The sequence below is a fragment of the Ruegeria sp. CDSC052 genome (assembly GCF_059610685.1).
On the sequence record NZ_JBXWOB010000002.1, the window covers coordinates 89,565 to 114,146 of the forward strand.

At 59.4% G+C, this 24,582-nt stretch carries 28 protein-coding genes; 20 read left to right on the forward strand and 8 right to left on the reverse strand.

All coding sequences use genetic code 11. The features are described 5' to 3' along the window. The first annotated feature begins 12 nt into the window (after positions 1–12). The 6 genes from AC2FIM_RS05770 to AC2FIM_RS05795 all read left to right on the forward strand — a co-directional run bounded on the left by AC2FIM_RS05770 (position 13) and on the right by AC2FIM_RS05795 (position 7,505). Positions 13–777, forward strand: a complete 765-nt coding sequence (locus tag AC2FIM_RS05770; protein WP_496676787.1) for a uracil-DNA glycosylase — start codon at positions 13–15, stop codon at positions 775–777. Beyond that, positions 777–1,373, forward strand: coding sequence for a metallophosphoesterase family protein (locus tag AC2FIM_RS05775; RefSeq protein ID WP_271948518.1), 597 nt, complete (start codon positions 777–779; stop codon positions 1,371–1,373). Before AC2FIM_RS05770 ends, AC2FIM_RS05775 begins: the two co-directional genes overlap by 1 nt. After that, a complete protein-coding gene (locus AC2FIM_RS05780) occupies positions 1,373–1,993 on the forward strand; it encodes a LysE family translocator (RefSeq protein ID WP_281995253.1) in 621 nt (206 codons plus the stop codon). The genes AC2FIM_RS05775 and AC2FIM_RS05780 overlap by 1 nt, the downstream gene beginning before the upstream one ends. Positions 1,994–1,999: 6 nt before the next feature. Continuing rightward, positions 2,000–2,542 (forward strand): molybdenum cofactor biosynthesis protein B, encoded by a 543-nt coding sequence (gene moaB / locus AC2FIM_RS05785; protein ID WP_496676662.1) that lies wholly within the window; start codon positions 2,000–2,002, stop codon positions 2,540–2,542. 104 nt (positions 2,543–2,646) lie between these two features. Then, positions 2,647–4,101 (forward strand): efflux RND transporter periplasmic adaptor subunit, encoded by a 1,455-nt coding sequence (locus AC2FIM_RS05790; RefSeq protein ID WP_142635362.1) that lies wholly within the window; start codon positions 2,647–2,649, stop codon positions 4,099–4,101. A 5-nt stretch (positions 4,102–4,106) separates the two neighbouring features. Then, complete coding sequence (locus tag AC2FIM_RS05795; protein ID WP_496676656.1) at positions 4,107–7,505, forward strand: efflux RND transporter permease subunit; 3,399 nt, start codon at positions 4,107–4,109, stop codon at positions 7,503–7,505. On the opposite strand, the gene AC2FIM_RS05800 is transcribed toward AC2FIM_RS05795, so the two are convergent. Both AC2FIM_RS05800 and AC2FIM_RS05805 read right to left on the reverse strand, forming a co-directional pair. Continuing rightward, a complete protein-coding gene (locus tag AC2FIM_RS05800; protein ID WP_334223304.1) occupies positions 7,502–7,918 on the reverse strand; it encodes an NUDIX hydrolase in 417 nt (138 codons plus the stop codon). The two genes, AC2FIM_RS05795 and AC2FIM_RS05800, sit on opposite strands and share 4 nt — an antisense overlap. 7 nt (positions 7,919–7,925) lie before the next feature. Further along, positions 7,926–8,738, reverse strand: coding sequence for a protein-disulfide reductase DsbD domain-containing protein (locus AC2FIM_RS05805; RefSeq protein ID WP_271948512.1), 813 nt, complete (start codon positions 8,736–8,738; stop codon positions 7,926–7,928). A gap of 145 nt (positions 8,739–8,883) precedes the next feature. Here AC2FIM_RS05805 and AC2FIM_RS05810 point away from each other — a divergent pair, with 145 nt between their 5' ends. Continuing rightward, positions 8,884–9,438 (forward strand): YqgE/AlgH family protein, encoded by a 555-nt coding sequence (locus AC2FIM_RS05810; protein WP_142635367.1) that lies wholly within the window; start codon positions 8,884–8,886, stop codon positions 9,436–9,438. Here the strand turns inward: AC2FIM_RS05810 and AC2FIM_RS05815 are convergent, their stop codons facing one another. Beyond that, a complete protein-coding gene (locus tag AC2FIM_RS05815) occupies positions 9,439–10,389 on the reverse strand; it encodes an L-threonylcarbamoyladenylate synthase (protein ID WP_496676651.1) in 951 nt (316 codons plus the stop codon). 138 nt (positions 10,390–10,527) lie between these two features. Between AC2FIM_RS05815 and AC2FIM_RS05820 the strand changes: the two genes are divergently transcribed. From AC2FIM_RS05820 to AC2FIM_RS05850, 7 genes are all read left to right on the forward strand, one after another. After that, positions 10,528–12,234: an acyl-CoA dehydrogenase gene (locus tag AC2FIM_RS05820; RefSeq protein ID WP_496676649.1), complete on the forward strand. Its 1,707-nt coding sequence runs from the start codon at positions 10,528–10,530 to the stop codon at positions 12,232–12,234. Then, the gene (locus tag AC2FIM_RS05825) at positions 12,234–13,280 is read left to right on the forward strand and encodes an MBL fold metallo-hydrolase (RefSeq protein WP_281972578.1); all 1,047 of its coding nucleotides are present in this window, start codon (positions 12,234–12,236) and stop codon (positions 13,278–13,280) included. Before AC2FIM_RS05820 ends, AC2FIM_RS05825 begins: the two co-directional genes overlap by 1 nt. 5 nt (positions 13,281–13,285) lie before the next feature. After that, complete coding sequence (locus AC2FIM_RS05830; protein ID WP_142635374.1) at positions 13,286–13,735, forward strand: DUF6173 family protein; 450 nt, start codon at positions 13,286–13,288, stop codon at positions 13,733–13,735. A gap of 36 nt (positions 13,736–13,771) precedes the next feature. Continuing rightward, on the forward strand, positions 13,772–15,637 hold the full coding sequence (locus AC2FIM_RS05835; RefSeq protein ID WP_246097180.1) for a glycerophosphodiester phosphodiesterase family protein: 1,866 nt from the start codon (positions 13,772–13,774) through the stop codon (positions 15,635–15,637). Then, positions 15,624–16,184: a hypothetical protein gene (locus tag AC2FIM_RS05840; protein ID WP_281995245.1), complete on the forward strand. Its 561-nt coding sequence runs from the start codon at positions 15,624–15,626 to the stop codon at positions 16,182–16,184. The genes AC2FIM_RS05835 and AC2FIM_RS05840 overlap by 14 nt, the downstream gene beginning before the upstream one ends. Positions 16,185–16,252: 68 nt before the next feature. Next, entirely contained in the window at positions 16,253–16,387 is a 135-nt protein-coding gene (locus tag AC2FIM_RS05845) for an aa3-type cytochrome c oxidase subunit IV (RefSeq protein WP_142635378.1), read from the forward strand. 21 nt (positions 16,388–16,408) lie between these two features. Beyond that, positions 16,409–17,041, forward strand: coding sequence for a hypothetical protein (locus tag AC2FIM_RS05850; protein WP_271948503.1), 633 nt, complete (start codon positions 16,409–16,411; stop codon positions 17,039–17,041). On the opposite strand, the gene AC2FIM_RS05855 is transcribed toward AC2FIM_RS05850, so the two are convergent. After that, positions 17,030–17,362 (reverse strand): AzlD domain-containing protein, encoded by a 333-nt coding sequence (locus AC2FIM_RS05855; RefSeq protein WP_496676641.1) that lies wholly within the window; start codon positions 17,360–17,362, stop codon positions 17,030–17,032. The two genes, AC2FIM_RS05850 and AC2FIM_RS05855, sit on opposite strands and share 12 nt — an antisense overlap. Next, positions 17,359–18,069, reverse strand: a complete 711-nt coding sequence (locus AC2FIM_RS05860; RefSeq protein WP_142635384.1) for an AzlC family ABC transporter permease — start codon at positions 18,067–18,069, stop codon at positions 17,359–17,361. The genes AC2FIM_RS05855 and AC2FIM_RS05860 overlap by 4 nt, the downstream gene beginning before the upstream one ends. 49 nt (positions 18,070–18,118) lie before the next feature. Here AC2FIM_RS05860 and AC2FIM_RS05865 point away from each other — a divergent pair, with 49 nt between their 5' ends. Genes AC2FIM_RS05865 through AC2FIM_RS05885 form a run of 5 tightly spaced genes read left to right on the forward strand, consistent with a single transcriptional unit; the run spans position 18,119 to position 21,930 of the window. Further along, the gene (locus AC2FIM_RS05865) at positions 18,119–19,006 is read left to right on the forward strand and encodes a formate dehydrogenase accessory sulfurtransferase FdhD (protein WP_496676784.1); all 888 of its coding nucleotides are present in this window, start codon (positions 18,119–18,121) and stop codon (positions 19,004–19,006) included. Continuing rightward, entirely contained in the window at positions 19,003–19,539 is a 537-nt protein-coding gene (locus tag AC2FIM_RS05870) for a hypothetical protein (protein WP_496676638.1), read from the forward strand. Before AC2FIM_RS05865 ends, AC2FIM_RS05870 begins: the two co-directional genes overlap by 4 nt. Further along, complete coding sequence (gene mobA / locus AC2FIM_RS05875) at positions 19,536–20,180, forward strand: molybdenum cofactor guanylyltransferase MobA (RefSeq protein WP_496676636.1); 645 nt, start codon at positions 19,536–19,538, stop codon at positions 20,178–20,180. Before AC2FIM_RS05870 ends, mobA begins: the two co-directional genes overlap by 4 nt. Next, on the forward strand, positions 20,177–20,668 hold the full coding sequence (mobB, locus tag AC2FIM_RS05880; RefSeq protein WP_142635390.1) for a molybdopterin-guanine dinucleotide biosynthesis protein B: 492 nt from the start codon (positions 20,177–20,179) through the stop codon (positions 20,666–20,668). Before mobA ends, mobB begins: the two co-directional genes overlap by 4 nt. After that, entirely contained in the window at positions 20,665–21,930 is a 1,266-nt protein-coding gene (locus AC2FIM_RS05885; RefSeq protein WP_496731828.1) for a molybdenum cofactor synthesis domain-containing protein, read from the forward strand. Before mobB ends, AC2FIM_RS05885 begins: the two co-directional genes overlap by 4 nt. Here the strand turns inward: AC2FIM_RS05885 and AC2FIM_RS05890 are convergent. From AC2FIM_RS05890 to AC2FIM_RS05900, 3 genes are all read right to left on the reverse strand, one after another. Next, positions 21,927–22,919, reverse strand: a complete 993-nt coding sequence (locus AC2FIM_RS05890; RefSeq protein WP_142635394.1) for a hypothetical protein — start codon at positions 22,917–22,919, stop codon at positions 21,927–21,929. The two genes, AC2FIM_RS05885 and AC2FIM_RS05890, sit on opposite strands and share 4 nt — an antisense overlap. Before the next feature lie 17 nt (positions 22,920–22,936). Beyond that, entirely contained in the window at positions 22,937–23,407 is a 471-nt protein-coding gene (greA, locus tag AC2FIM_RS05895; RefSeq protein WP_142635396.1) for a transcription elongation factor GreA, read from the reverse strand. 238 nt (positions 23,408–23,645) lie between these two features. Next, entirely contained in the window at positions 23,646–24,026 is a 381-nt protein-coding gene (locus tag AC2FIM_RS05900) for a VOC family protein (protein WP_271948494.1), read from the reverse strand. 88 nt (positions 24,027–24,114) lie between these two features. On the opposite strand from AC2FIM_RS05900, the gene soxR reads away from it, so the two are divergent. Next, positions 24,115–24,570, forward strand: a complete 456-nt coding sequence (soxR, locus tag AC2FIM_RS05905; RefSeq protein WP_142635400.1) for a redox-sensitive transcriptional activator SoxR — start codon at positions 24,115–24,117, stop codon at positions 24,568–24,570. Positions 24,571–24,582: the final 12 nt, after the last annotated feature.

The window sequence follows — 24,582 nt, forward strand, 5'->3', positions numbered from 1 at the left end:
AGATTGAGTGTTATGGAATCGGCTTTGGACTTTCACACAGCGCGGGCTCTGCTGGACTGGCAGATTGAACTGGGCGCGACGGATGCGATCGGGGATATCCCGGTGAACCGCTATACGTTGCCCGACACAGCGCCCAAATCCAAAAAGCCCACAGCGGTACAAACGGCGCCGGAAAAGCCCAAGCCGGTCGATGCGTTGGCGATTGCCGATTCAGTCGCCAAGACAGCTGGTTCGCTGGACCAGTTGCGCGCTGCGATGGATGCGTTTGATCATTGCGAGTTGAAACGTGGCGCGCGCCAGTTGGTGTTTGCCGACGGGACGCCGGGTGCGCGGGTGATGATTATAGGCGAAGCTCCGGGCCGGGATGAAGATCGCGAGGGCAAGCCCTTTGTTGGCCGGGCCGGGCAGTTGCTGGACAGGATGTTGTCCGCGATTGAGCTGAACCGTGCCGAAAACGTCTATATCACCAATGTCCTGCCCTGGCGGCCCCCGCAGAACCGGGATCCCAAGCCCGAAGAGATCGGCATGATGAAGCCGTTTCTGGAGCGCCACGTCGCATTGGCCAAGCCCGAGGTTCTGGTCGTGATGGGCAATATCAGCTGTCAGGCGGTGCTGTGCAAACGCGGTATAACTCGGTTGCGCGGCCAGTGGGATCAGGCTTGGGGGCTGCCGGTCATCCCGATGTTTCACCCTGCTTACTTGCTGCGGCAACAGCCAATGAAACGGCAGGCCTGGGCAGATCTGTTGGAGTTGAAGGCCTGGCTGGAGGGCAAGTGATGCGCATCCTGGCCTTTTCCGACCTGCATATGGCGCGCAGCCGGGCGGTCGAATTGGTTGCCGCCAGCGCCGAGGCAGATCTGGTGATCGGTGCTGGTGATTTCTGCAATATGCGGCAAGGGCTGGATCAGGCGATGGAGATGCTTGCAGGCATTTCGGCCCCTCTGGTCCTAACCCCCGGCAATGCCGAAAGCGTCCAAGAGCTGACAGCGGCTGTGCCCGAAGGTGTCCACGTGCTGCACGGCACCGGGATGACTGTGGACGGGGTGCGCCTGTTTGGTCTGGGATATGGTGTGCCCGTGACGCCTTTTGGCGGTTGGTCCTGCGATCTGACCGAGGCCGAGGCCGCCGAGTTGCTGGATCGGTGCGACGCTGCCGATATTCTGATTACGCATTCTCCGCCCAAAGGGCATGGCGATGTCACGTCAATGGGCGGCGCCGTCGGTTCGGTCGCGGTGCGCGACGCGATCGAGCGGGTGCAGCCGCAGCTTTCTCTGCATGGCCATATCCATGACAGCTGGGGGTATCGCGGGGCAATCGGGCGCACCCAGGTGGCCAATCTGGGGCCCAGACCAAATTGGTTTGAGCTGCATTGATGATCGAAACTGTAACCCTTCTGGCGTTTATCCCGGCTGCGCTCGCTCTGAACCTCACACCCGGAGCTGATATGATGTTCTGCTTTGGGCAGGGCCTGCGCAAAGGCGCACGGCCCGCGCTTGCGGCCAGCGCCGGTATTTCTGCAGGGTCGATGGTGCATGTCCTGCTGGCTGGGCTTGGGTTTGGCGCGGCGGTATCGACGCTGCCCTGGCTGTTTGATGTGATCCGTTGGTTGGGGGTGGCCTATCTGCTTTATCTGGCCTGGCGTTCGATCCAAAACGGTGCTGTGCCGGCCGAGGCACCGGCACATAGCGGGAAACTTGCGTTTCGTGATGGGCTGCTGGTCAATCTCACCAATCCAAAGGTCATCCTGTTCGTGCTGGCCTTCATCCCGCAATTTGTGGACCCGACCTTGGGGCCAATCTTGCCGCAGTTCCTGACCCTTGGCCTTATCATCGCGGTGGGCGGCTTTGTGGTGAACGGGATGGTCGGCATGTTTGCCGGTGGCGCGGGCCGAGTCTTGGTCTCGAACCCGCGTGCCTCGCGTTTCATGGGCTGGGTGACCGGAGGGATTTTTACGGCGCTCGCCATTCGGCTTGCGATTATGGAAAGGGCCTGACGTCATATGTCACGCATCGACGAAAGCAAAAAAATCATTCCAGTTCGGATCGCCGTCCTCACTGTCTCGGATACGCGGACGCTGCCCGAGGACCGATCGGGACAGACTTTGGTGGATCGGATTCAGGCGGCGGGCCATTTGGTCGCGGACCGCAAGATCCTTCCGGATGAGCGCGCCCAGATTGTAGAACAGCTGCGCGTGTGGATCGCAGATCCTGAAATAGATGCCGTCATCTCGACCGGGGGTACCGGCCTGACAGGGCGCGACGTTACAGTCGAGGCGCATCGGGATGTCTACGAGAAGGAAATCGACGCATTCGGCACGGTTTTTACAATCCTGTCGATGCAAAAGATCGGCACCTCTGCCGTCCAGTCGCGCGCCACAGGTGGCGTCGCCGGGGGCACCTATCTGTTTGCATTGCCCGGCAGCCCCGGTGCCTGCAAGGATGCCTGGGATGGAATATTGCTAAAACAGTTCGATTATCGTCACCGGCCCTGCAATTTCGTGGAAATTATGCCCAGATTGGACGAACATCTGCGACGGAAGTAAGCTGGTTACACGTTCAAATGTGTATTACCGCTTTGTGGCTTGGCATTTTTCGGGGCAAAGCTACCTTCTGAAATGCCAGCCTGATGCGAACGGGGTGATAGTAAATGCGCTTTCTGAGGCAGAGCCTTGCCGGAGTTTTCCTGACGTCCTTGACGTTGGCACTCTTGTTTGTGGCGGTTCAGATGATCGCGGGTGCAGTGCAGGATGTTCTGACGCGCGAGGATGCCGCTCCGCAGGCGCGGGAGCGCATTTTTGCGGTTACTGTCCGGCATGCCGAAGTGGAAACCGTAACGCCTTATCTTGAAGCATTTGGTGAGGTGCAAAGCCGACGCCGCCTGGAACTGCGTGCAGCGCTTGGTGGCCGTGTGATTACCTTGTCCGAAGATTTCGAAGATGGCGGTGCCGTCACTGCAGGAGAGGTTCTGGTCGAGCTTGATCCGGCGGATGCACAATCGGCGCTGGATCGCGCCAAGTCGGACCTGCTGGATGCTCAGTTTGAGGAACGCGATGCCGAACGGTCGCTGCTACTGGCGCAGGATGAGCTGAACTCGGCCGAGGCGCAGGCCGAATTGCGGGGCCGTGCCCTGCAGCGTCAAAAAGACTTGAAAAGCCGGGGGGTGGGCGCGGCGGCATCCGTGGAAGAGGCGGAACTGGCCGAGGCATCGGCACAGCAATCTGTTTTGGCCCGGAGGATCGCGCTGGCACAGGCGGAATCGCGCGTCGATCAGGCAACGACTTTGCTGGCACGTGCCCGTATCGCGCTTGCGGCTGCCGAACGTGATTTAGAAGACATGACCATCCGCGCTCGGTTTGGGGGAACATTGACCGACGTGACTTTGGTTGAGGGTCGCCTGGTGTCAGCCAACGAAAAACTGGCCGAATTGGTTGATCCCAAATCACTTGAGGTGGCCTTTCGCGTCTCGACCGCGCAATTCGTGCGCCTGCTGGATGCTGAAGGGGATCTGATCAATTCCCCGGTCACTGTATCGCTAGAGGTTACAGGAGCCGATCTTGCGGCACAGGGCCGCATAAGCCGCGATAGCGGCTCGGCGGGAGAAGGGCAAACCGGTCGCCTGCTTTATGCCTTGCTCGAGGATACTTCGGGATTCAAACCCGGTGATTTCGTGACAGTCTCGGTTCAGGAACAGCCGCTTGAGAACGTGGTGCGCCTGCCGTCTTCGGTTCTGGATTCAGCAGGGACGGTTCTGATTCTGGGCAAGGATGACCGGCTTGAGGTTCTACCAGTGCAGTTGATCCGCCGTCAGGGGGATGAGGTGCTGCTGCGCGGGCGGGGGTTGGAAAGTCGCGAGGTTGTCGTTGGTCGAACGCCTCTGCTTGGGGCCGGTGTCCGGGTCAGGCCGCTGCGGGATGAGGCCAACGCAGGGGGCCAGACGGATATGGTCGAGCTGTCCGAGGAACAGCGTGCCCAGCTGGTGGCGCAGGTCGAAGCCAGTGATGCATTGCCTCAAGATGTCAAAGCCCGCGTGCTGGGCCAACTGGGCGAAGCCAAGGTTCCCGCGTCGTTGGTGCGCAGCATCGAAAACCGAGCCGGAGGTTAGGCGCGATGATGCGCGAAATTCCCGGCGCGGCTGGGGGGATACTCAGCTATTTCACGCGCCACAGGACGGTCGCCAACCTGCTGCTGCTAGTTATGCTGGTGCTGGGCGCGGCGGCCATCCCGAATATGCGGGCGCAGTTCTTTCCCGATGTTATCCTTGAACGGGTGGATGTCAGCGTTAGCTGGGATGGAGCTGGCCCTGAAGATGTTGATAATGGCATCGTTCAGTTGTTGGAGCCGGCCCTTCTGGCCGTTGAAGGCGTGTCCAGCACCTCTTCGACTTCGCGCGAGGGCACAGCCCAGATCCGGATGGAGTTCGAGCCGAACTGGGATATGTCTCGCGCGGTCGAAGAGGTCAGAACAGCGGTCGACAGTGTCACCAACCTGCCAAACGACGCTGATGAGCCGACCATCCGACGCGGTGCCTGGCGCGATCGCGTCACGGATGTTGTCGTCACTGGCCCTGTCGATCCTGAACAGCTGGCCAAGTTCACCGATGAGCTGATCAACCGTTTGTTCGCTGTTGGCGTGACCCGCACCACGATCCGGGGCCTCGCCGCGCCGCGCGTTGTAGTCGAGGTGCCCACAGCACAGCTGATCGCCAACGACATCACCCTATCCGAGATCGCCTTAGCCATCGCTGCCGAGGTCAACGCCAATCCGGCGGGCGATGTGACAGGGGCCAATGCGCGCATTCGCACCGGCACCGAAAAGCGCAGCCCGGAAGAGATCGAAGGGATTACGCTGCGCAATTTCACCGATGGCTCAAAGCTGTTGATCGGTGACGTGGCGCAGATCCAGATTGAAGGTGTCACCAGAAATCGTAGCTATTTTGTTGGCAAGAATCCGGCAATGTCCGTTCGTGTGGATCGGTCAAATCTGGGGGACGCGATTGAAATTCAACACACGGTCGAAGATGTCGTCTCGCAGATGCAAGCCAGCCTGCCCGAGGGCGTAAAGGCCGAGCTGATCCGGACACGGGCGCAAGCGATCACCGACCGGCTGGATATTCTGGTCGATAACGGGTTGGTTGGGCTGGGTCTTGTGGTCTGCCTGCTGTTTCTGTTTCTGAATGCGCGGATTGCCTTTTGGGTTGCCGCGGGTATCCCGGTGGCAATGTCGGCGGCGATTGCGTTCATGTATATTGGCGGCCTGTCGATCAACATGGTGTCGTTGTTCGGCCTGATTATCACTCTGGGTATCGTCGTGGATGACGCCATCGTTGTGGGTGAACATGCCGATTTTCGCGCGCGACGGCTGGGTGAGCCGCCAATGGTGGCCGCCGAACGCGCCGCACGTCGCATGGCGATGCCGGTCTTTGCTGCGACGCTGACCACGGTTATTGCCTTTTTTGGTCTGACTGCGATTGGTGGACGTTTCGGAGAGTTAATCCGCGATATCCCCTTCACGGTGATAGCGGTATTGATCGCCTCGCTGATCGAATGCTTTCTGATCCTGCCCAACCATATGGCCCACGCGATTGCGCACTCTGCCAAGGAACATTGGTATGATCTGCCGAACCGTGTGGTGAACAAGGGGTTTCGCTGGGTGCGCGATACGCTGTTCCGACCGCTGATCGCCTGGGTAATCTGGGCACGCTATGTGGTGGTGTCGGCGATGATCGTCATTCTGGCCAGCCAGATTTCCCTGTTCATCCGCGGGGACGTGAACTGGCGGTTTTTCAATGCGCCCGAGCGTGGATCGGTTACAGGCAATTTTATCATGGCCGAGGGCGCAGGCCGCGCGGATACGTTGGCCATGATGCACCAACTACAGGCCTCGGTAGAGGCGCTTGGCCAACGCTATGAAGAGCGGCACGGGCGCAACCCCATTGATTACGTGCTGGCCGAGATCGGGGGATCCGCGGGCCGTGCACTTTCGGCAGCGGATGGCAAGGACACGGATTTGCTGGGCGGGATTTCGATCGAGTTGATAGATGCCGACCTGCGCCCCTATTCGAGCTTCGAGTTTGTCGGAGAGTTGCAGGAAATGGCGCCAAGCCATCCCAAACTTGAGCTGCTCAGCTTCAGGGGCTGGCGGTCTGGTCCGGGAGGAGATGCGATTGACGTGCAGCTCTACGGCGCCGATGTGAACACGCTTAAAACGGCTTCCGAGGACTTGCAGGTCGCGCTTTCGAAATACCCTGAGGTTTCAGCGCTGGAAGACAATCTGGCCTATGACAAGGAAGAGTACATTTTGGATCTGACCGCGCAGGGACAGGCGCTGGGCTTTCGGATCGAAACATTGGGCCGGGTGCTGCGGGACCGTCTGAACGGGATCGAGGCCGCGACCTTCCCGGATGGCCCGCGCAGTGCCGAGATCCGGGTTGAATTGCCTGAAGGAGAACTGACCGCCGATTTCCTGGAACGCACACTGATGCGCACGCCCGATGGAGTCTATGTCCCGTTGGCCGATATCGTTTCGGTTCAGCGTAAATCCGGATTCTCGACCGTGCGGCGGGAAAACGGGCTGCGGGTGATTTCGGTCTATGGCGATATCTCCGAGGATGATCCAACACGCGCGGCCGAGATCGCCCGTGCGATGAGCGAGGAAATTCTGCCCAATATCGCAGCCACACGTCAGGTCGAGTGGACCATGGCAGGTCTGAGCGAGCAGGAAGAAGAGTTTCTGTCCGAAGCCCGTACCGGTCTGATCCTGTGCCTGACGGGCATCTATCTGGTGCTGGCCTGGGTCTTTGCCAGTTGGACCCGACCATTGGTGGTGATGGCGATCATTCCGTTTGGTTTGGTCGGAGCCATTTGGGGTCATTATATCTGGGAGGTTCCGCTCAGCATGTTCACGGTTGTTGGTCTGCTGGGGATGACCGGAATCATCATCAACGACTCGATTGTTCTGGTGACGACGATTGACGAGTATCAGCAGACTCGTGGGCTGGTGCCGTCCATCATCGAGGGGACATCGGACAGATTGCGGCCAGTGATGCTGACGACGCTGACCACGGTTCTGGGCCTGACCCCACTGTTGTACGAAGGATCGCAGCAGGCACAGTTCCTCAAACCGACCGTGATCACGCTGGTCTATGGGTTGGCGTTTGGGATGGTGCTGGTATTGCTGCTCGTTCCTGCCCTGCTGGGGATCCTGAACGATCTGTCGCGGCCAATGACGGCCATGCGTCGCGCAATTCGGGCGCCGGATCGTGTGGTGCAGGGGGCGCTTGTTGTTACCGGGTTTGCCTTGATGCTCTGGTTTGCGTTGACGATGATCTGGCCTGCGGTGACCGGGTCTCCACCGGGCCTTGTTTCGGGGCTTTATGCCGGGCCAGAGGGCCCCTCAATCCTGCGGATGGGGTTTGGAGCTTTTACTGCCGGCGCCACGGTGATTCTGGTGGTGAGCATTGTTTTGTCGGGCCTGTTGTACGCCCGTCTCAAAGGACGCACCGCCTAGCCCTGACGTAGTGCGGTTTCCAACAGGTTTGTGACCCGGTCACTCATGGGCAGTGCGCCTTGTCGGATCAAGTCCAGTGGGAACCAGCGTGCATCCATTGCGTCATCCCCCGCAACCGGTTGCCCGGTCTGATACTGGCAGGCCACGCCAACCAACAGGTAATGAGACAGAACAGCGCCCTGGGCGTCGCGGCGCAACAGGTCCAGACTGTCCAGATACCGCAACGGCTCGGCAATCACCGAGGTTTCTTCGCGCAGTTCCCGCTGTGCTGCCTGCAGGACGGTTTCGCCCCATTCCACATGGCCGCCGGGAAAGCCCCATAGCCCCTTATCCGGTTGCTTGCTGCGCTGAACCAGAAGGACGTGCCCGTCATGAATGACGACCGCAAGCGCACCGATTTTCGGAGTTTGCATCATGGGGTCAGCCAGCGCTGCACCCCAGAATGTCCACCGCGTGATTGGCACCCAGAACAGTGATCCGGATCTTTGAGCGATCCAGCGCAAACGGACCGCCCGAGGCGTTGATCACCTCGGATGTGGCGACCAGAGTACCGCCCTGCCGCTTGGTGTCGGTCTGCGAGGCCCACAGCTCGGGGTTGCCGGGCTCGATCACGGCAACCTCGCGGCCACCGGCGGAAGGCATGGTGACGCGCGCCTCGATCTGCATTCCGTCAAATGTCGGGGTCAGGTGACAACGTGAGTTCGCTACTTGGGCCTCTTTGGCGGAATATGGGCGCTTGGCCAGTGCCGCCGCGATCGCCGGGTTGCGCTCTGCTTCGGCGTTCAGGGTATGATCGAAGCCCAAACGTTCCGGGATGCAGACGTCTTTGCAGACCCCTAGATCCACCGTGCCTTTCAGCCGCACGGGTTTGGCCGGGTTCTTCGGCGAAATCTCGACCGGCAGGACCATTTGATTTTCATATCCAATCGACTGCAGGCCATTCTGGTCAAAGACATCCGGCGCGGGCCATGTGATCGACACGCTGCCGACATTGGTTGATCTTTTCCAGTCGAACTGTGGCGGAATACCCGCATCGCCCGGCGCCCGCCAATAGGTCTTCCAGCCGTCCTGCAGGGTCACCCGCAGCGCCCCAAGATAGGCTCCATTTGCTGTGCGCCCGCCGTCCAGGATATCCAATTCGGCCACCGAGCCGACCACTTGTGCAGATGCCGGTCCAATCGCGCCAACGGTCACGGCAAGGGCGGCTGCCAGAAATGTCTTGTGAATGTTCATACCCTATAAATGCGTGGTCTCGAGGCGAATTCCAAGTCACGTTCGGGTCACTCGAATGAAATCTAGCGAAATCGCCGCTCGTCCCTTGCCAATACCGGGACTGCGGGGGCATTGTTGATGGGAGCTCAGCAAGAGATGTCGTCTTATGGATCTGACCGGTAAACTGTTGATTGCGATGCCTGGGATGGGCGATCCGCGTTTCGATCATTCGGTTGTCTATATTTGCAGCCATGGCGACGATGGCGCGATGGGTCTGATCATCAACAAACCTTCGGATTTACGCATAAAGACGCTGCTGGGTCAGTTGAACATCGCTTGCCGTATCCCGATCGTGGGTGAGCGCCTGGTGCATTTCGGCGGCCCGGTCGAGATGTCGCGCGGATTCGTCCTGCACAGCGCCGATTATGACGCGAACCTCCATTCCCTGCAGATTTCGGACGATTTCAGCATGACTGCAACGTTGGACGTGCTTGAAGACCTGGCCTCGGGGCAAGGGCCGCTGAATTCTATGCTGACGCTAGGGTATTCAGGCTGGGGACCCGGGCAGCTTGAGGATGAGATCGCGATGAACGGATGGCTCACAACCGAGGCGGATTCGAAGCTGGTGTTCGATGTCCCCGATGATCAGAAATGGGAGGCGGCGCTGGCAACGCTGGGCGTCGATCCTCTGACTTTGTCGGCCAGCGCAGGGCGCGCCTGATCAACTGTCACGTGGCGCTGCGGCCCGGCGCAACCGGTCGTTGATAGCGGCACCCAATCCGTGGTCCGGAATAGGGGACACGGCAATCGGGCGTCCGGTGCTGTTGAGCTTGTGCAAAGCCGCAAACAGATTGGCCGCCGCCTCGGTCAGGTTGCCATCAGCGGACAGGTTCAGGTCGCATTTGACCGGTCCAAATCCCAAGAGAATCTCGTCACCATGTGTAGTCTGCGCGTGCAACCGGACCGCCACGTCCGGGGCGTAATGCGACAGCATCTGTCCGGGTGCTGTTAGCGTGTCGCCCGATTGATGCAGATGCAATGCCGAGCCAAGAGCTGCCTCGATCTGGCCCAAAGCCACCCCTCCGGGGCGTAGCAGAGCAGGTTCTCCAGCGAGGCCGACAATGGTGGATTCCAGTCCGACACCGCAGGGACCGTCATCCAGAATGGCAGCGATGCGCCCGTCCAGACCGGCGCGGACATGCGCGGCTGTTGTCGGGCTGATCTGTCCCGAAGGGTTGGCCGAGGGCGCAGCGACCGGCCCGTCGAACATCTCGAGAATAGCCCGGGCAGAAGGATGCGCAGGCACCCGAACCGCCAATGTATCCAGCCCGGCAGTGACAAGCGATGATACACCGTGCCCTTCCCGCAGCGGCAGAACCAGAGTCAGCGGGCCGGGCCAGAACGCCTGTGCCAACGCCTCGGCCTGATCTGACCATTCAACAAACCTGCGCGCGGACTCTACCGATGCGACATGCGCAATCAGAGGGTTGAAACTGGGTCGGCCCTTGGCGGCATAGATGCTGGCGACAGCCTCTCCGTTGCGGGCATCCCCACCCAGCCCATAGACCGTTTCAGTCGGGAAAGCGACCAGCTGTCCCTGCCTCAGAAGATCCGCAGCCTGAGCAATTCCCGCCGGGTCGGCTGACAGTTCGAGTGTACCGTTAGAGATCATTGTGAGTGACGCCGCGTTTTGATTGCTTGTAGCATAAGGATGGGTACGTAATCGTTCAAACCCAGATGAATAACGGCGAGTCAGCGGATTTCCAACCCCGGCGTCGCGGACCGTTCAAGACAGCCCCGAGGTAATATTATGCCCTATCGCGCACCAGTTGCAGATTACGAATTTCTGTTCCGCCATGCGGTTGATTTTGATCGTATTGCAGCGACCGACAAGTTCGCGGAAGCAAGCGAAGACGTCGTCAGCGCCATCCTGACCGAGGCTGGAAAACTCTGCGAAGAGGTCATGGCGCCGCTTCAGCGGAACGGAGACCTAGAGCCCGCGCGTCTGGAAAACGGCGTGTTGCGTACCTCGCCAGGATTTAGCGACGGTTGGAACGCTATAGCTGAGGGGGGCTGGATCGGCATGAGCGCTGATCCCGAATATGGCGGTATGGGGCTGCCGATGACCTTGACCACTGCCGTCAACGAGATGATGTCTGCGGCCTGCCTGTCACTGCAACTGGCGCCGCTGATGACGCAGGGCCAGATCGAAGCACTGGAGCACCACGCAAGTGATGAGCTGAAGAACCTGTACCTGCCCAAAATGATCGCTGGTGAATGGTCGGGCACGATGAACCTGACCGAGCCTCAGGCCGGATCGGATGTGGGTGCGCTGACGTCGAAGGCAGAATCGAATGGAGATGGCACTTATTCGGTGTCTGGTCAGAAGATCTTCATTTCCTGGGGTGACAACGATTTTGCTGAAAACGTGTGCCATCTGGTGTTGGCACGCCTGCCCGATGCAGTTCCCGGAACCAAGGGAATATCGCTGTTTCTGGTCCCCAAGCACCTGCCGGACGAGAATGGCAATCCAGGTGTGGCAAATGACCTGAAAGTGGTTTCGCTCGAGCACAAGATGGGCCTGCATGGTTCGCCAACTTGCGTGATGCAGTATGATGGCGCCAAAGGTTGGCTTGTGGGTAAGGAACATGGCGGAATGGCTGCGATGTTCACCATGATGAACAACGCGCGACTGGGCGTCGGCGGACAGGGTATCGGTGCCGCCGAAGGCGCCTATCAGCAGGCCCTGGAATATGCGCTTGAGCGGAAACAAGGCAAGACACCTTCGGGCACAATCCTCGATCACGCCGATGTACGCCGGATGCTGATGAGCATGCGTGCGGATACTTTTGCTGCGCGCGCGATCATGCTTGCAAACGCAGCCGCGATTGATATGGCCACGGCAACAGGTGACGCGGACTGGGTCGCGCGCGCGGCCTTGTTGACGCCGATCAACAAAGCCTTCGGCACGGAAACCGGGATGCGGGTGTCGGAAGAAGGCGTGCAGGTCCATGGCGGTATGGGCTTTATCGAGGAGACCGGCGCGGCACAGTTCTATCGCGACGTCCGTGTGACCGCGATTTACGAGGGCACCAACGGCATTCAGGCCATGGACCTTGTCGCACGCAAGATGATGGATGGCGGCGAAGCGGCGTCCCGTTTGCTGGACGAAATCGAGGATCACGCCGAACGCGCGCGTGGGTCGATGCCGGAACTGGCGGGTCCTGTCTGGGAGGCCACGGAAAGCCTGCGTGAAACGACCGAGTGGTTGATATCGCAGTCCGACATGAACACGCGATTTGCCGGCGCCGTGCCCTATCTGAAGGCATTCGCCCGCGTTTTGGGCGGTCACTATCACCTCAAGGCGGCCCTGGCCGAGCCAAACGGCACCCGTTTCAAGCTGGCACGCTTTTATATCAATGCGCTGTTGCCTGAGTTTTCGGGGCTTTTGGTTCAGGCGCAGAACGGTGCGGATGACGTCTTTGCTCTCAGCGCCGAGGAAATGGTAGCTGCCTGATGGACGGTGATACACATTTGACGATCCGCTATCCTTGGCCCGAGGCTCCGGCCCTGGGCGAGGCCGTTGAAATTGCCGAAGGCGTGCTTTGGATGCGGTTGCCGCTGCCTATGGCGCTGGATCACGTCAATATCTATGCGCTGGATGATGGCGACGGATGGACGGTGATCGACACTGGCATGTCCTCGAACAAGACGCGCCGTATTTGGGCGGACCTAATGGCGGGACCGCTGGGGGGAAAACCCGTGACGCGCGTGGTGGTGACCCATCACCATCCCGATCACGTTGGCAATGCTGGTTGGTTTCAATCTGAACACGGGGCCGAGCTGGTCACGTCGCGTACTGCATGGCTGTTTGCACGGATGCTGACTCTGGATGTGCAGGAAAACTGGCCGCAGGAAACGCTGGATTACTACCGAAGCGCCGGGATGGATGCCGATTTCCTTGCCAAAAGGATGACAGAACGGCCCTTCAATTTCTGCGACACGGTCTATCCGATGCCGCTGGGCTTTACCCGGATCAAACAGGGCAGCGTCATTCGTATGGGTGGGCGCGACTGGGATGTTCATATGGGCAATGGCCACGCTCCCGAACATGCAACTTTTTGGAGCCGTGACGATAATCTTGTGATCACGGGTGACCAGGTTCTCAGCTCGATCAGCCCCAATCTGGGCGTCTATGTTACCGAGCCCATGGCGGATCCAGTGGCGGAGTGGATGGAAGCCTGCGAGCGCCTGCAGGACCTGGCGCGCCCGGATCATATGGCGCTGGGCGGGCACAAACTGCCCTTTACCGGCCTGCCGGTCAGGATGAGGCAGTTGATCGACAACCACCACAGCGCGCTGGACCGTCTGCAGAATTATCTGGACCAGCCCAAAACCGCTGCTGAGTGCTTTGTGCCCTTGTTCAAACGCCAGATCGGTGAAGGAGAGTATGGGCTTGCTCTGGTCGAAGCAGTTGCACATCTGAACCATCTCTACCACATTGGTGCTGTTACCCGAACGCGGCACGCGGACGGGGCGTGGGAGTTTCAGCGCAAAGGGTAGAAGGCATGGACAAGATCGAAACCTCAGCCGAGGCAGCGGAATCAGCAGCATTGCCCCGATGTTACGAGGTGCATGCCAACCCGGATGCGAAATCCGGCGCCAAGGACCTGCCCGGCCAGTTGCAAAAGCCCGTAGCCACCAAAAGCTCGGCGCAATGGGCCTATGAACGGTTGATCCTGTATATCCAGAATTTCGAGAATACGCTGGATGCGGATCATGAGGTCGCCATGGGATTTACTGGCGGTGATGCCGGGGTAATGCGGATCGAAGGAATGGGCTATTTCGACCCTGATATCATCACTTTTTACGGCGCAGATGGGTCCGGGGCGCGAACCCAACTCGTGCAGCATGTCAGCCAGTTGAATGTAATGCTGCGAGCGCTGCCCAAATCGGTCGAGGATAAGCCCGCCAATCGCATCGGATTCCGACTGGCGGCTGATCTGGAAGAAAACTGATAGCCTGACTTGCAATTCTCGTCTGCGCAGCCTTGAATGAATCAATCATTTGGGGGGCGCAACGTGGCCACTTTCTCTGCCGTTACAAAAGCATACAAGGGCGCGTGGGCACGCCGCCGGGTCTTTGTGCCGATCTATGTCGTCGTGCGCCTGTTGCTGATTGCGCTGATTGCGCCGGGCGTGGCGATTGCGGTGAACCTAGCGGTTTCGCTCTCCAGCCAGACCGCCCTGACGGATCAGGATATTGCCGCGTTCATCCTGTCTCCGCTGGGGTTTGCGGTCGCAATCGCAATGCTCAGCCTGTTCCTGCTGGCCGAGATCTTTGTCTTCTCGGTCATGGCCGGGTCGCTGAGGATGGGTGAAAGCGATCCGTGGCGCGCGGGGAGCGCGGCGATCAAGTTGATCCTGTCGCGGCTGCCTGCGCTGTTTGGATTTGCTGCACGCCTGGTTCTGCGGATCATCCTGTTGATCCTGCCTTTCGCCGCTATCGCTGCTCTGATCGCCTGGTGGACGCTGACCGAGTATGACATCAACTATTACCTGACCTTCCATCCGCCGTCTTTCTGGATCGCCGTTGCGCTGATCGGAGTTGTGGTGCTGGTCATGGCATGGGTGCTGATCCGCAAGCTGTCCGCATGGGCGCTGGGACTGCATCTGGTTCTGTTCGAAAACCTGCCACCGGCTGATGCTTTCCAGGTCAGCGCGGATCGGATGGAGGGCAAGCGCGGGCGGCTCAAGATCGCACTGGTGTTCTGGCTGGGGCTGAGGGCAGTTCTTGCCGCGCTGATCGCTTGGGGCGCGGGATCATTATTCGCGTTGGTGCCCCTGCAGGGGGCAGAGCATCTGCGGCTGGCGCTAGTTTACAGCCTTCTGGTCGCCGGGCTCTGGTCGTTGGCCGGGCTGGTTTTGGCAGCCACCGCGCTGGGAGCACTGGCGGTTTTGCTGGACGGTTTTTTCGAGATCCGGACTTCTGAACCACCACATCCCGCACCAGGCAATCTGCGCATTGGTCTGCTGAGTGCTGTTGGCATTGCGGCGGTGGCGGTATTGGTCGGGCTCTGGTTCGGTCAATCCCTGCTGGAACGCGTTCAGGCCCCTGACAGGGCCGAGGTGATCGGCCACCGTGGTGCCGCTGCGTTACGGCCGGAAAACACCATGGCCTCGGTTCTGAAGGCGATTGAGGACGGGGCGGACTGGGTTGAAATCGACGTGCAGGAAACGGCGGATGATGAGATAATCGTCGCCCATGATAGCGATTTCATGAAGCTGGCCGGGGTGAACCTGAAGGTCTGGGATGCCACGATGGAAGACGTGGCCGAGATCGATATCGGCAGTTGGTATGACCCGGAATATGCCGATGAACGCACGCCAACGCTGCGCGACGTGCTGGCTGCGGCCAAAGACAGGGCCAAGGTGATCATCGAGTTGAAATATTACGGTCATGACGTCGATCTGGAAAACCGCGTTGCGGCCTTGGTCGAGGAATTCGGCATGCAGGATGACATCGCTACCATGTCGCTGAAATACCCTGCCGTGCAAAAGATGAAGGCTCTGCGTCCCGATTGGCGCGCGGGGGTTTTGGCGGCAACCGCTGTTGGCGATCTGTCGGGTCTCGAAGGGGATTTTGTGGCTGTCAACGCCGCCATGGCCACGCCGGGGCTGGTACGTTCGGTGCAGGCCGCGGGCAAGGATATCTATGTCTGGACGGTGAATGACCCGTTGCAAATGTCGGCCATGGCCTCGATGGGGGTGGATGGGCTGATCACGGACCGACCGGCAATGGCCAAAGAAGTCTTGCGTATCCGCGCTGAAATGGGGCCGGCAGAACGTCTGATGCTGTGGCTGGCAACGGTGCTCGGCATGGCCGTTGATACCGATGCGATGCGCGATGAAAGCCCGTAATCTGGCCGTTTCTCTGGCGCTGATCGCGGCGCCAGTCGGGGCGCAGGACTTTATGCGCAGTCTTGAGATGCCCGCCCATCGCGCGCTGATCGCACAGCGGGGCGCTGCGGAATTGACGCCATTTGAAACGGATGGCTGCTCGGGCGGGTTGTCAGCCAGTTGGCGCTTTGTGGCCGACACGTTTCCCAGCTTTCAGGCCCTGTTCGAGGCGCATCCCCCATGGGAGAGTTGCTGTGTCAGCCATGACCGGGCCTATCACCACGCGGGCGGAGGCCTGCGCCCCGAAGACAGTTATGACGCGCGCCTGTCAGCCGATGACAGCCTGAGAGCCTGCGTGCGGCAACACGGGGATGAGAACGCCGAAATTTACGCCGAACGCTATGACATGACTTCGGATCAGATACGATCCGCCCATGCCATAACCGCCGAGGCCATGTATGGCGCGGTGCGATTGGGCGGGGCGCCTTGTTCGGGCCTGCCCTGGCGGTGGGGGTTCGGATATCGCGGGTGTTCGGTCTTTAACTCCGTGTCACCTGCGCCCGAATGACGTGGTGACAGGCCCGGGATTTTCGATTATCCAACGTATCAAACACGCGAATTAGGATTCTGAAAATCATGGCTGAACATAAGCACGGCGAAATGGACATCACCGTTCAAACCAAAACCTTCAACGGTTTCGTAAAAGCGACCACATGGTGCGTGGTGGCGATTGCTTTCCTTTGCCTGTTTCTGGCGGTTTTCGCCGCTTAATCCCGGGCGAGGCTGACCGCCGTGATCAGATTTGTGATTGCCTGCCTGCTGGCAGCAACAGTGGCTGGCTGCGCCGGTTCGCAGCGTCCGCAGGCCGATCAGACCGAAGTTGTGGCCCGTTCCTATCGTGATCCGGGACCATCAACACTGACGCTCTATACCATGATCAGCACCCGGACCGGTTCGGGGGCGCATACCTCGCTGATGATAAGCGGCAGCGAGAGGGTGATCTTCGACCCCGCAGGCTCGTTTCGCGCCGATGTAGTGCCGATCCGAAACGATGTTCTGTATGGCATCACGCCGAATGTCGAACGCGCTTATCGCAGCAGCCACGCGCGCGAAACGCATTATGCGCGTATCCAGACGATTCAGGTGACACCACAGCAGGCCGAAATTGCCCTGCAACTGGCCAAGCAGATGGGCCCTGTATCCGAAGCGTTTTGCGCCAACTCAACCTCGCAGCTATTGCAGCAGGTGCCGGGTTTCGAGCAGATCAATACGACCTTCTACCCGGTCAAGCTGTCCGATCAGTTCGGTGAACTCCCCGGCGTCGTGACCACCGAATACCGCGAGAATGACGATGCTGACCTGCAGGCCGGTTTGGCCTCGAACAATGCGCGCCTGAACCAGTTGGAAGCGGCCTCAACCCAATAGGTATAGAAAGCCATAGAGCGTGCCCGCCCCGGCAAAGATGGCAATGACCACGTTTTTTGTGATGACACCAACCGCCAAAGCAACCGCTGCGGCGGCCATGCGCGGCACGTCGGGCTGACCATCCGTTGCGGTTGGCCAGACCACCAGCGGCGCAATCAGGGCCGGGACGATGGCAACGGCGGTATAGCGCAGGTGGCGTAACAACCAGGGTGGCATCGGGCGGTCTCCGACGATGCCGATAAAGGTAAAGCGTAGGGCAAAGCTGCCAATCGCCAAGCCAACGATAATGCTCCACATGGTCACCGGATCAATCTGTGTCATGGCCTATTCCGCTCTAACATCAATTCGGCCTGCGCCCCTGCGATCATCCCGGCGGTCCCGGCGATCAGCAGGCCCAGGTTGAACGGCACGCCTACGGTCAACAGAGCAACGGTTATGGCGACTAAGGCGGCGATGACATGGGCAAGCGTCCTCATCATCGGCCCGATCATTGCCAGGAATGTGATCGGAAGTGCAAAATCCAGCGCCCAGCTTTCTGGAATCTGTGCGCCCAAAACTGCGCCCAGATAAGTTGCCAAAATCCAAAGCGGCGTGATCGGTGTGACCGAGCCAAAGAAATAGGCCATGCGCTGCGGCACGGTCATATCGGGCTCTTTTTCGAACTGTACAATGGAGCAGGCATAGGACTGATCGACCGTCAGATAGGCGGCGCAGGCCCGTTGCCACAGGGGGGCCGCCCCAAGATAAGGTGTCAGTGAGGCCGAATACATTGCCACGCGTAGGTTAACCGCCAGGGCCGATGCCAGAACGATCAGGCTGGGTGTGTTGTCCTGCAACAGCTGCAGGGCGGTGAACTGGGCCGCCCCGGCAAAGACAGCCGCCGAAAAGGCGATTGTCTGGATAATATCCAGCCCAGCCTCGGTCGCAAATACGCCGAAAAGGGTGCCGAACGGAATTGCCACAAAGATAAACGGCGCTCCATCGCGAAAACCCTTCCAGAAGTATGACTTGGATGTGGTGTAAGCCATGGCAAATTCCTATGGTATCGCCAACAGCAGTAGCGATCTTGGGAAAGGGTTGCAATTGGCCACGAAACCGGATGCCACCGACTACATCATCGCCCCTGATCCCGGCGCGGTTCGCCTGACCCGTGCGGTTGAAGGCATCGACCAGAATGGCGCGGTCAGCCGGATCTCGGTTGTCGAGGAACGCCCCCTGACAATTTTCCTCAACGCGCAGGAAATCGTGACTGCAATGACAATCGGCGATTACCCTGAATATCTGGCGCTGGGGTTCCTGCGCAATCAGGGGATGCTGTTGGCCGATGATGACATTACCGGCGTGGATTACGATGACGATCTGGAAACCGTGGTGGTGCGCACCGCGCGCGAAACCTCATATGAGGATAAGCTGAAGAAAAAGACTCGAACCAGCGGCTGCGCGGTCGGCACTGTGTTTGGTGACATGATGGAAGGGCTGGAGGACGTGCGCCTGCCGCAGGTTCAGGTCCGCACCTCATGGCTGTATGATCTGGCAGCCAAGATCAACCGAACCCCTTCATTGTATCTTGAGGCTGGTGCAATTCACGGCACGGTCCTGTGTCGGGAAAACCGACCGTTGGTCTACATGGAGGACGTGGGACGTCACAACGCGGTCGACAAGATCGCCGGCTGGATGCTGTCCGAAAATGTGGGGGCCGAGGACAAGATCCTCTACACTACAGGCCGTCTGACCTCGGAAATGGTCATCAAGACTGCAATGATGGGCATCCCGGTTCTGGCGTCACGATCAGGGTTCACCGCTTGGGGTGTCGAAATCGCGCGTGAGGTTGGCCTGACCCTGATCGGCCGCATGCGGGGGCAGCGGTTCGTGTGTCTTGCGGGCGAGGACCGGTTGGTGCGCGACGTCGACCCGTCGACAGTGGCGGTCGAAGATAAAAAGCATAGACGGAAGAGTGCGGAATGATTTTGGAAGTCTTTGGTTTATTTATTTTATTCGTCGCGACATTGGGCTTGCTGCCATTGATGGTCTATGTGTTCTGGCTCCTTGAGCGGTCGAAACGCGCGATCATTGAGGGTATGGCGCAATTGGACGTCAACCTGCGTAACCGTCTGGGGTGGGCGCCAGAGGAATACATCAGCATTTGGAACATCGCTGCCCCCTTTCGGCTTGGTTGGCAGGCATGGGGGGAGTTGTCTCAAAAACAAGCACTCGTGCTTCAGCGGGTTTTGATGCACGGTCTGCCAGAGTTTGCCGGGATACCAGATGAGGTCAGAAAGGCGGTGCGCACGTATCGGTGCTGTTTTGGTCTTATCTTTGCTGTTGGGGCCGTCTTAGTGTTTTTGCCAGCCCACTATAGCCTGAGTTACAAGGCGGCCGAATTGACGGGGTGGCCTGCAATTATTTGGTTTACAGCATTCGGATTGGCCGTCTGTCCATTGCTTTTCCTGCCCACCCAGAAATTCAGGAAATGGCCCGCGCTTGAGGAGATCAAATGACCCGCCCTCTCGGCATCATCCTCGCAGGAGGCCTTGCCACTCGGATGGGTGGTGGCGACAAAGGCTTGCTGACAGTCGGTGGGCAGAGCCTGCTGTCTCATGTCATTGACCGGTTTGGCCCGCAGGTGGTCGGTCTGGCGCTGAATGCCAATGGTGATCCCGAACGGTTCGCCGACCTCAACCTGCCGGTTCTTCCCGACACGATTGAAGGTTTCGCCGGGCCTCTGGCGGGTGTGCTGGCGGGGCTCGATTGGGCAGCAGAACAGGGGGCCGACAGTATCGTCACCGCCGCTGCCGACACGCCGTTTTTTCCGCGCGATCTTGTGGCGCGCCTAATGGATGCTGCTCAAGGGCAAACCCATCCGCTGGTGCTGGCGACTACGCCTCGAAACGGGGATGAAGCACTGAAATCCGGCGGCGGCAAACGGGTCAACCGGCATCCGACATTTGGCCTCTGGCCTGTCGCGTTGCGAGATGATTTGCGGGGCGCCTTGAATGACGGGCTGCGCAAGGTTGTGCTGTGGACCGATAAACATGATGGGCGTGAGGCGTTGTTTCCGGCTGAGCCGTTTGACCCCTTCTTCAATGTCAACACGCCCGACGATCTGGCGCGTGCGCAAAAGCTGCTGGAGCAGGCATGAAGGTCTATGGCGTCACCGGCTGGAAAAACGCGGGCAAGACCGGCCTGATGGAGCGTTTGGTGGCCGAGATCACCGCGCGTGGCTTTTCGGTTTCGACCGTCAAACATGCCCATCACGCCGCCGATGTCGACCAGCCCGGCACGGACAGTTTCCGCCATCGAGAAGCCGGTGCGTCCGAGGTGCTGTTGGCGTCCGGCAAGCGCATTGCGATGATGCAGGAACTGCGCGGCGCACCCGAGCCGCCTCTCTCTGATCTGCTGGCACGCTTGGCTCCCGTTGATCTTGTGCTGATCGAGGGGTTCAAACGCGAAGCCCACCCCAAGGTCGAGGCGTATCGGGTGGCCGCTGGAAATCCGTTGATCGCGGCCGAGAACGAAACTGTGCGCGCGGTTGCCAGTGACACAGAGCTGAACTTCGACCGTCCGGTTTTTGATCTGGACGACACCGCAGCCATCGCAGGGTTCATTCTGCAAGAGGTAGGATTATGAGCAAACCGGACATTGCCCCACCGCCCCTGCGCAACGATTGTTTTGCCTTGCCTGCGGGCGTGAGCTGGACGCCGGTTGACGAGGCGTTGACCCTGCTGCGCGACCGCCTTTCGGTCGTGATGGGGGCTGAAACCGTTCCGTTGGCACAAGCCGCAGGTCGGATTTTGGCCGCCGATGTATATGCCCAACGTTCGAACCCGCCGCAGGCAAATACGGCGGTAGATGGCTATGGCTTTGCCGGTCCGGTTCCGGATGGGCCGCAGGTGATGCCGCTGCAAGACGGGTGTGCGGCGGCTGGTGTTCCCTTTGATGGTCAGCTTGCGCCCGGCCACGCCATACGGATTCTGACTGGTGCGGCCCTGCCCGATGGGGTGGACACCGTTATTCTGGAAGAGGACGTGAAAGTTCAGGATGGGTATATCGCCTTTCGCGGCCCCCTGAAACAGGGTGCCAATACCCGCAATGCGGGCGAAGATGTGGTTGGAGGTGATCTGGCTTTGCCCGCTGGACGCCGGTTGACACCTGCCGATCTGGCCCTTCTCTCCGCGACGGGTGCTGGTGATCTGCTGGTTCGCAAAGCTCTGCGGGTGGCCGTCCTGTCAACGGGGGATGAGCTAGTCGAGGCCGGTGAGGTTGCTGAGCCAGGGCAAATCTACGATGCCAATCGCCCAATGTTGCTGGCTCTGATCCAGCGGATGGGATTCCAGCCACTGGATATGGGCCGCGTTGCCGATGATCGTGAAACCCTGCGCGAGCGGCTGAACGAAGCTGCGAAAGAGGCGGATGTTGTTCTGACTAGTGGCGGCGCGTCGGCAGGGGACGAAGACCATGTCTCCGCGCTGTTGCGGCAGGCCGGAGCGATGCAGGAATGGCGTATTGCCCTGAAACCGGGGCGACCTCTGGCTTTGGGGATTTGGGACGGAGTGCCGGTTTTCGGACTGCCCGGCAATCCAGTAGCGGCATTGGTCTGCACCCTAATCTTTGCCCGCCCGGCGCTGGGCCTGATGGCTGGCGAGGGCTGGCGGGACCCGCAGGGGTTCGATCTGCCAGCCGCCTTTGATAAGCGCAAGAAACCCGGGCGGCGGGAATATCTGCGGGCCCGTATCCGAGACGGAAAAGCCGAAGTTTTCAACTCGGAAGGGTCCGGGCGGATCAGCGGGCTCAGCTGGGCCGAAGGGCTGGTCGAGATCGAAGACGGAGCGCGCCACATCCAACCGGGTGATCTTGTCCGGTTCATCCCCTATGGAAGTTTCGGAATCTAGTCGAAGGTTCCGGCCACACGCCCCAGCAACATGAAGGCCCGCGCGGTTCTTGTATCACCCAAAGCGGTCAGCTCTGCATCGCTGGCACGGGGTTCAAACTCGATGATCATGTGATCGAACCTGCGTAGAAAGTGATGGGCGGCGTCCCGGAAAATGGGATCCTGCTTCATCCGGGCCGAAGTCAGCGCCAGCGAGGAGCGGTCGCGAATGCCGCCCAAGGCCGCAACAGCCCGTCCGCGCCCACCCTGCGCAAATTGCCGCCAGATCTCGGGGCGGGCCATGTCAGGGCGCAGGTCATCCATATAGATGCCCTCTTGGCTGAGCAGGGTCAGCACGTCCTGAGAGGCCTGTACAAGCTTGGCTGTCTTGCGGTCCTTGAGCGCCAGCCGTAGGGCATCAAAGCCTTCGGTATCTTCCTGTGTTTCCGGAAAATTCAGCGCACGGATAAAGATGTCGGTGCCAAGCGGGGGCACGATATCCCCAGCTTGTGTACCCAGTTCCAGCGAAGTCTGATCGCCGTTCCCCACGGCTGTCGGTTGCTGTGCGGGTTCCCTGCGCTTGGTTGAAAACGTGGCCAGCGCGCTTTCGGCTTTCTTGGCCGTTTCCGCGATCTGATCCAGCTTTTTGGATACGGCTGGCTCATAGGTGCTGGAAGATCGCTGTTGCTGAGCGATATATGCGTTTCGGATGGCGTCAATCGAGGTTTGTAGTCGTGCGCTTTCCTCGCGCATGATCCGGCTGGCGCGCATGGCCATTGCCGCGACCCAGATCATCGCTACCGGCATGAAGACCGCCAGCAAGGTCACGACAAAGCCTCCGCCGTCGACCTCGTCGGGCAGCACCAGAAAAACAACCGAGACGATCAGCCAGATCACGCTGAGGGCGACGGCTGCAATTTCGATCTCGGTTATCGAAGGCTTGGTTGGCCTATCATATATGCCCAGTGAGGTTGGCCGATTGGCTTCCTGCTCTGGCGTGGGCTCGGACATTGTGAACGCTCCGGGGCTCAGGCGTAGGTGATACTCAGGACTTCATAAGAACGTACGCCGCCAGGTGTGCGTACCTCGACACTGTCGCCTTCGTCCTTTCCAATCAGGGCGCGGGCAATAGGGGATTTGATGTTCAGCAGGCCGGCTTCGATATTGGCCTCATATTCCCCTACAATCTGCCAGGTCTTTTCCTCGTCAGTGTCTTCGTCAACAAGCGTGACCTTGGCGCCAAATTTGATAGCACCAGACAGTTTGGCAGGGTCGATCACATCGGTCAGTGAAAGGATGCCTTCCAACTCTTTGATGCGGCCTTCGATAAAACCCTGCTTTTCCCGGGCCGAATGATATTCGGCGTTTTCTTTCAGGTCACCCAGTTCCCTGGCCGAGGCGATGGCTTCGATAATAGCTGGCCGCTCGACGGATTTTAGGTTCTTGAGTTCGGCCTGAAGCGCAGCATTGCCCGCAGGCGTCATGGGAATTTTTTCCATATTCTTGTCGTCCACGCTGAAATTGTAACGCCCCGCCGCATGGAACCAGCGCCGGGGCGATTTGATGGGTTGGCAAATACCTGACCCAAATGATGCGTGAAATGCAAGAGGTCAAAGAAGACAGCAAGCTGGATTTGCGACTTAACGCCGTTGGATCGGGCGCCGTGGGCACCTGTTACGCTGTCCAAACAGCTGACCGCGCTGCCATTTCCAGGTGGTTGAGGCCATCCAGAGTGCTTCAAGCATATTGCACCACCTCAAACTCGATGCCGTTCTCATCATCGAAATAGAACCGCCTGCCGGGCTCGTAATCTGCATGCGACTTGGGGGTGAAACCTGCTTTGACCACCTTGTCTTCGGTTGCGTCGATGTCTTCGACCAGAACGCCGACATGATTCAGCCCCCCGATGATGTCATAGCTGCTTTCACCCGAGGGTTTGGGATCGCTGGGTGCATAAAGCGCCAGGTAGGTATGTGCGCTACCGACATGCACGGTATAGCCACCCGCGATTGCAGGGCCTTCCCAGCGGGTTTTCCAACCGAAGACATCCTGCATCCATTTTGCCGAAGCCTGCGGGTCGCGGACGGTGAAATTGGTGTGTTCAAGTGTCGCCTTCATGGGATCTCCTATTCAATTTGAGGCTTGTCCCGACTCACCGTAATTTCTAAACCTAACTTTAGGTCAAGGAATTTTTTTTGAGGGCGAGATGGCGATTTCAGAGGGGCTGGCAATAGGCGCTTTGGCCCAGCGCACCGGGCTGGCGGTTTCAGCGATCCGATATTACGAGGCGCAGGGTCTGATCGCCCCATGGCGCAATGCGGGTGGGCAGCGGCGATATCAGCGCGCCGACATAAGACGGTTGAGTTTTGTGATGATAGCGCAGCAATTCGGACTAACCCTGCCCGAAATCCGAGAAGTCCTGTCCGGCTTGCCCGGAAATCGTACACCAACGCCGCAGGATTGGAAAAACATCAGCAAGGATCTGCGGTCGCATCTGGATCAGCGAATCGATACGTTGATGCGCCTGCGTGACAATCTGGACGGATGCATTGGTTGTGGGTGCCTTAGTTTGCCCAAATGTGCTCTTTACAATCCTGATGACCGTGCCAAATCCAAGGGAAGTGGCCCCAGATACCTGATGGGTGACACTCCGGACACGTGATCTGCCGCATAG

What these genes read in the sequence shown, in the direction of transcription:
- AC2FIM_RS05800 (WP_334223304.1), bottom strand. Translation starts at nt 7,918, where the DNA reads ATGCAAACTCCGAAAATCGGTGCGCTTGCGGTCGTCATTCATGACGGG.
- AC2FIM_RS05810 (WP_142635367.1), top strand. Translation starts at nt 8,884, where the DNA reads ATGGATCTGACCGGTAAACTGTTGATTGCGATGCCTGGGATGGGCGAT.
- AC2FIM_RS05845 (WP_142635378.1), top strand. Translation starts at nt 16,253, where the DNA reads ATGGCTGAACATAAGCACGGCGAAATGGACATCACCGTTCAAACCAAA.
- mobA (WP_496676636.1), top strand. Translation starts at nt 19,536, where the DNA reads ATGACCCGCCCTCTCGGCATCATCCTCGCAGGAGGCCTTGCCACTCGG.
- AC2FIM_RS05815 (WP_496676651.1), bottom strand. Translation starts at nt 10,389, where the DNA reads ATGATCTCTAACGGTACACTCGAACTGTCAGCCGACCCGGCGGGAATT.
- moaB (WP_496676662.1), top strand. Translation starts at nt 2,000, where the DNA reads ATGTCACGCATCGACGAAAGCAAAAAAATCATTCCAGTTCGGATCGCC.
- AC2FIM_RS05855 (WP_496676641.1), bottom strand. Translation starts at nt 17,362, where the DNA reads ATGACACAGATTGATCCGGTGACCATGTGGAGCATTATCGTTGGCTTG.
- AC2FIM_RS05820 (WP_496676649.1), top strand. Translation starts at nt 10,528, where the DNA reads ATGCCCTATCGCGCACCAGTTGCAGATTACGAATTTCTGTTCCGCCAT.
- AC2FIM_RS05870 (WP_496676638.1), top strand. Translation starts at nt 19,003, where the DNA reads ATGATTTTGGAAGTCTTTGGTTTATTTATTTTATTCGTCGCGACATTG.
- AC2FIM_RS05780 (WP_281995253.1), top strand. Translation starts at nt 1,373, where the DNA reads ATGATCGAAACTGTAACCCTTCTGGCGTTTATCCCGGCTGCGCTCGCT.
- AC2FIM_RS05835 (WP_246097180.1), top strand. Translation starts at nt 13,772, where the DNA reads ATGAATCAATCATTTGGGGGGCGCAACGTGGCCACTTTCTCTGCCGTT.
- AC2FIM_RS05795 (WP_496676656.1), top strand. Translation starts at nt 4,107, where the DNA reads ATGATGCGCGAAATTCCCGGCGCGGCTGGGGGGATACTCAGCTATTTC.
- AC2FIM_RS05900 (WP_271948494.1), bottom strand. Translation starts at nt 24,026, where the DNA reads ATGAAGGCGACACTTGAACACACCAATTTCACCGTCCGCGACCCGCAG.
- AC2FIM_RS05885 (WP_496731828.1), top strand. Translation starts at nt 20,665, where the DNA reads ATGAGCAAACCGGACATTGCCCCACCGCCCCTGCGCAACGATTGTTTT.
- AC2FIM_RS05825 (WP_281972578.1), top strand. Translation starts at nt 12,234, where the DNA reads ATGGACGGTGATACACATTTGACGATCCGCTATCCTTGGCCCGAGGCT.
- AC2FIM_RS05860 (WP_142635384.1), bottom strand. Translation starts at nt 18,069, where the DNA reads ATGGCTTACACCACATCCAAGTCATACTTCTGGAAGGGTTTTCGCGAT.
- AC2FIM_RS05830 (WP_142635374.1), top strand. Translation starts at nt 13,286, where the DNA reads ATGGACAAGATCGAAACCTCAGCCGAGGCAGCGGAATCAGCAGCATTG.
- AC2FIM_RS05805 (WP_271948512.1), bottom strand. Translation starts at nt 8,738, where the DNA reads ATGAACATTCACAAGACATTTCTGGCAGCCGCCCTTGCCGTGACCGTT.
- AC2FIM_RS05770 (WP_496676787.1), top strand. Translation starts at nt 13, where the DNA reads ATGGAATCGGCTTTGGACTTTCACACAGCGCGGGCTCTGCTGGACTGG.
- greA (WP_142635396.1), bottom strand. Translation starts at nt 23,407, where the DNA reads ATGGAAAAAATTCCCATGACGCCTGCGGGCAATGCTGCGCTTCAGGCC.
- mobB (WP_142635390.1), top strand. Translation starts at nt 20,177, where the DNA reads ATGAAGGTCTATGGCGTCACCGGCTGGAAAAACGCGGGCAAGACCGGC.
- AC2FIM_RS05775 (WP_271948518.1), top strand. Translation starts at nt 777, where the DNA reads ATGCGCATCCTGGCCTTTTCCGACCTGCATATGGCGCGCAGCCGGGCG.
- AC2FIM_RS05890 (WP_142635394.1), bottom strand. Translation starts at nt 22,919, where the DNA reads ATGTCCGAGCCCACGCCAGAGCAGGAAGCCAATCGGCCAACCTCACTG.
- AC2FIM_RS05840 (WP_281995245.1), top strand. Translation starts at nt 15,624, where the DNA reads ATGAAAGCCCGTAATCTGGCCGTTTCTCTGGCGCTGATCGCGGCGCCA.
- soxR (WP_142635400.1), top strand. Translation starts at nt 24,115, where the DNA reads ATGGCGATTTCAGAGGGGCTGGCAATAGGCGCTTTGGCCCAGCGCACC.
- AC2FIM_RS05790 (WP_142635362.1), top strand. Translation starts at nt 2,647, where the DNA reads ATGCGCTTTCTGAGGCAGAGCCTTGCCGGAGTTTTCCTGACGTCCTTG.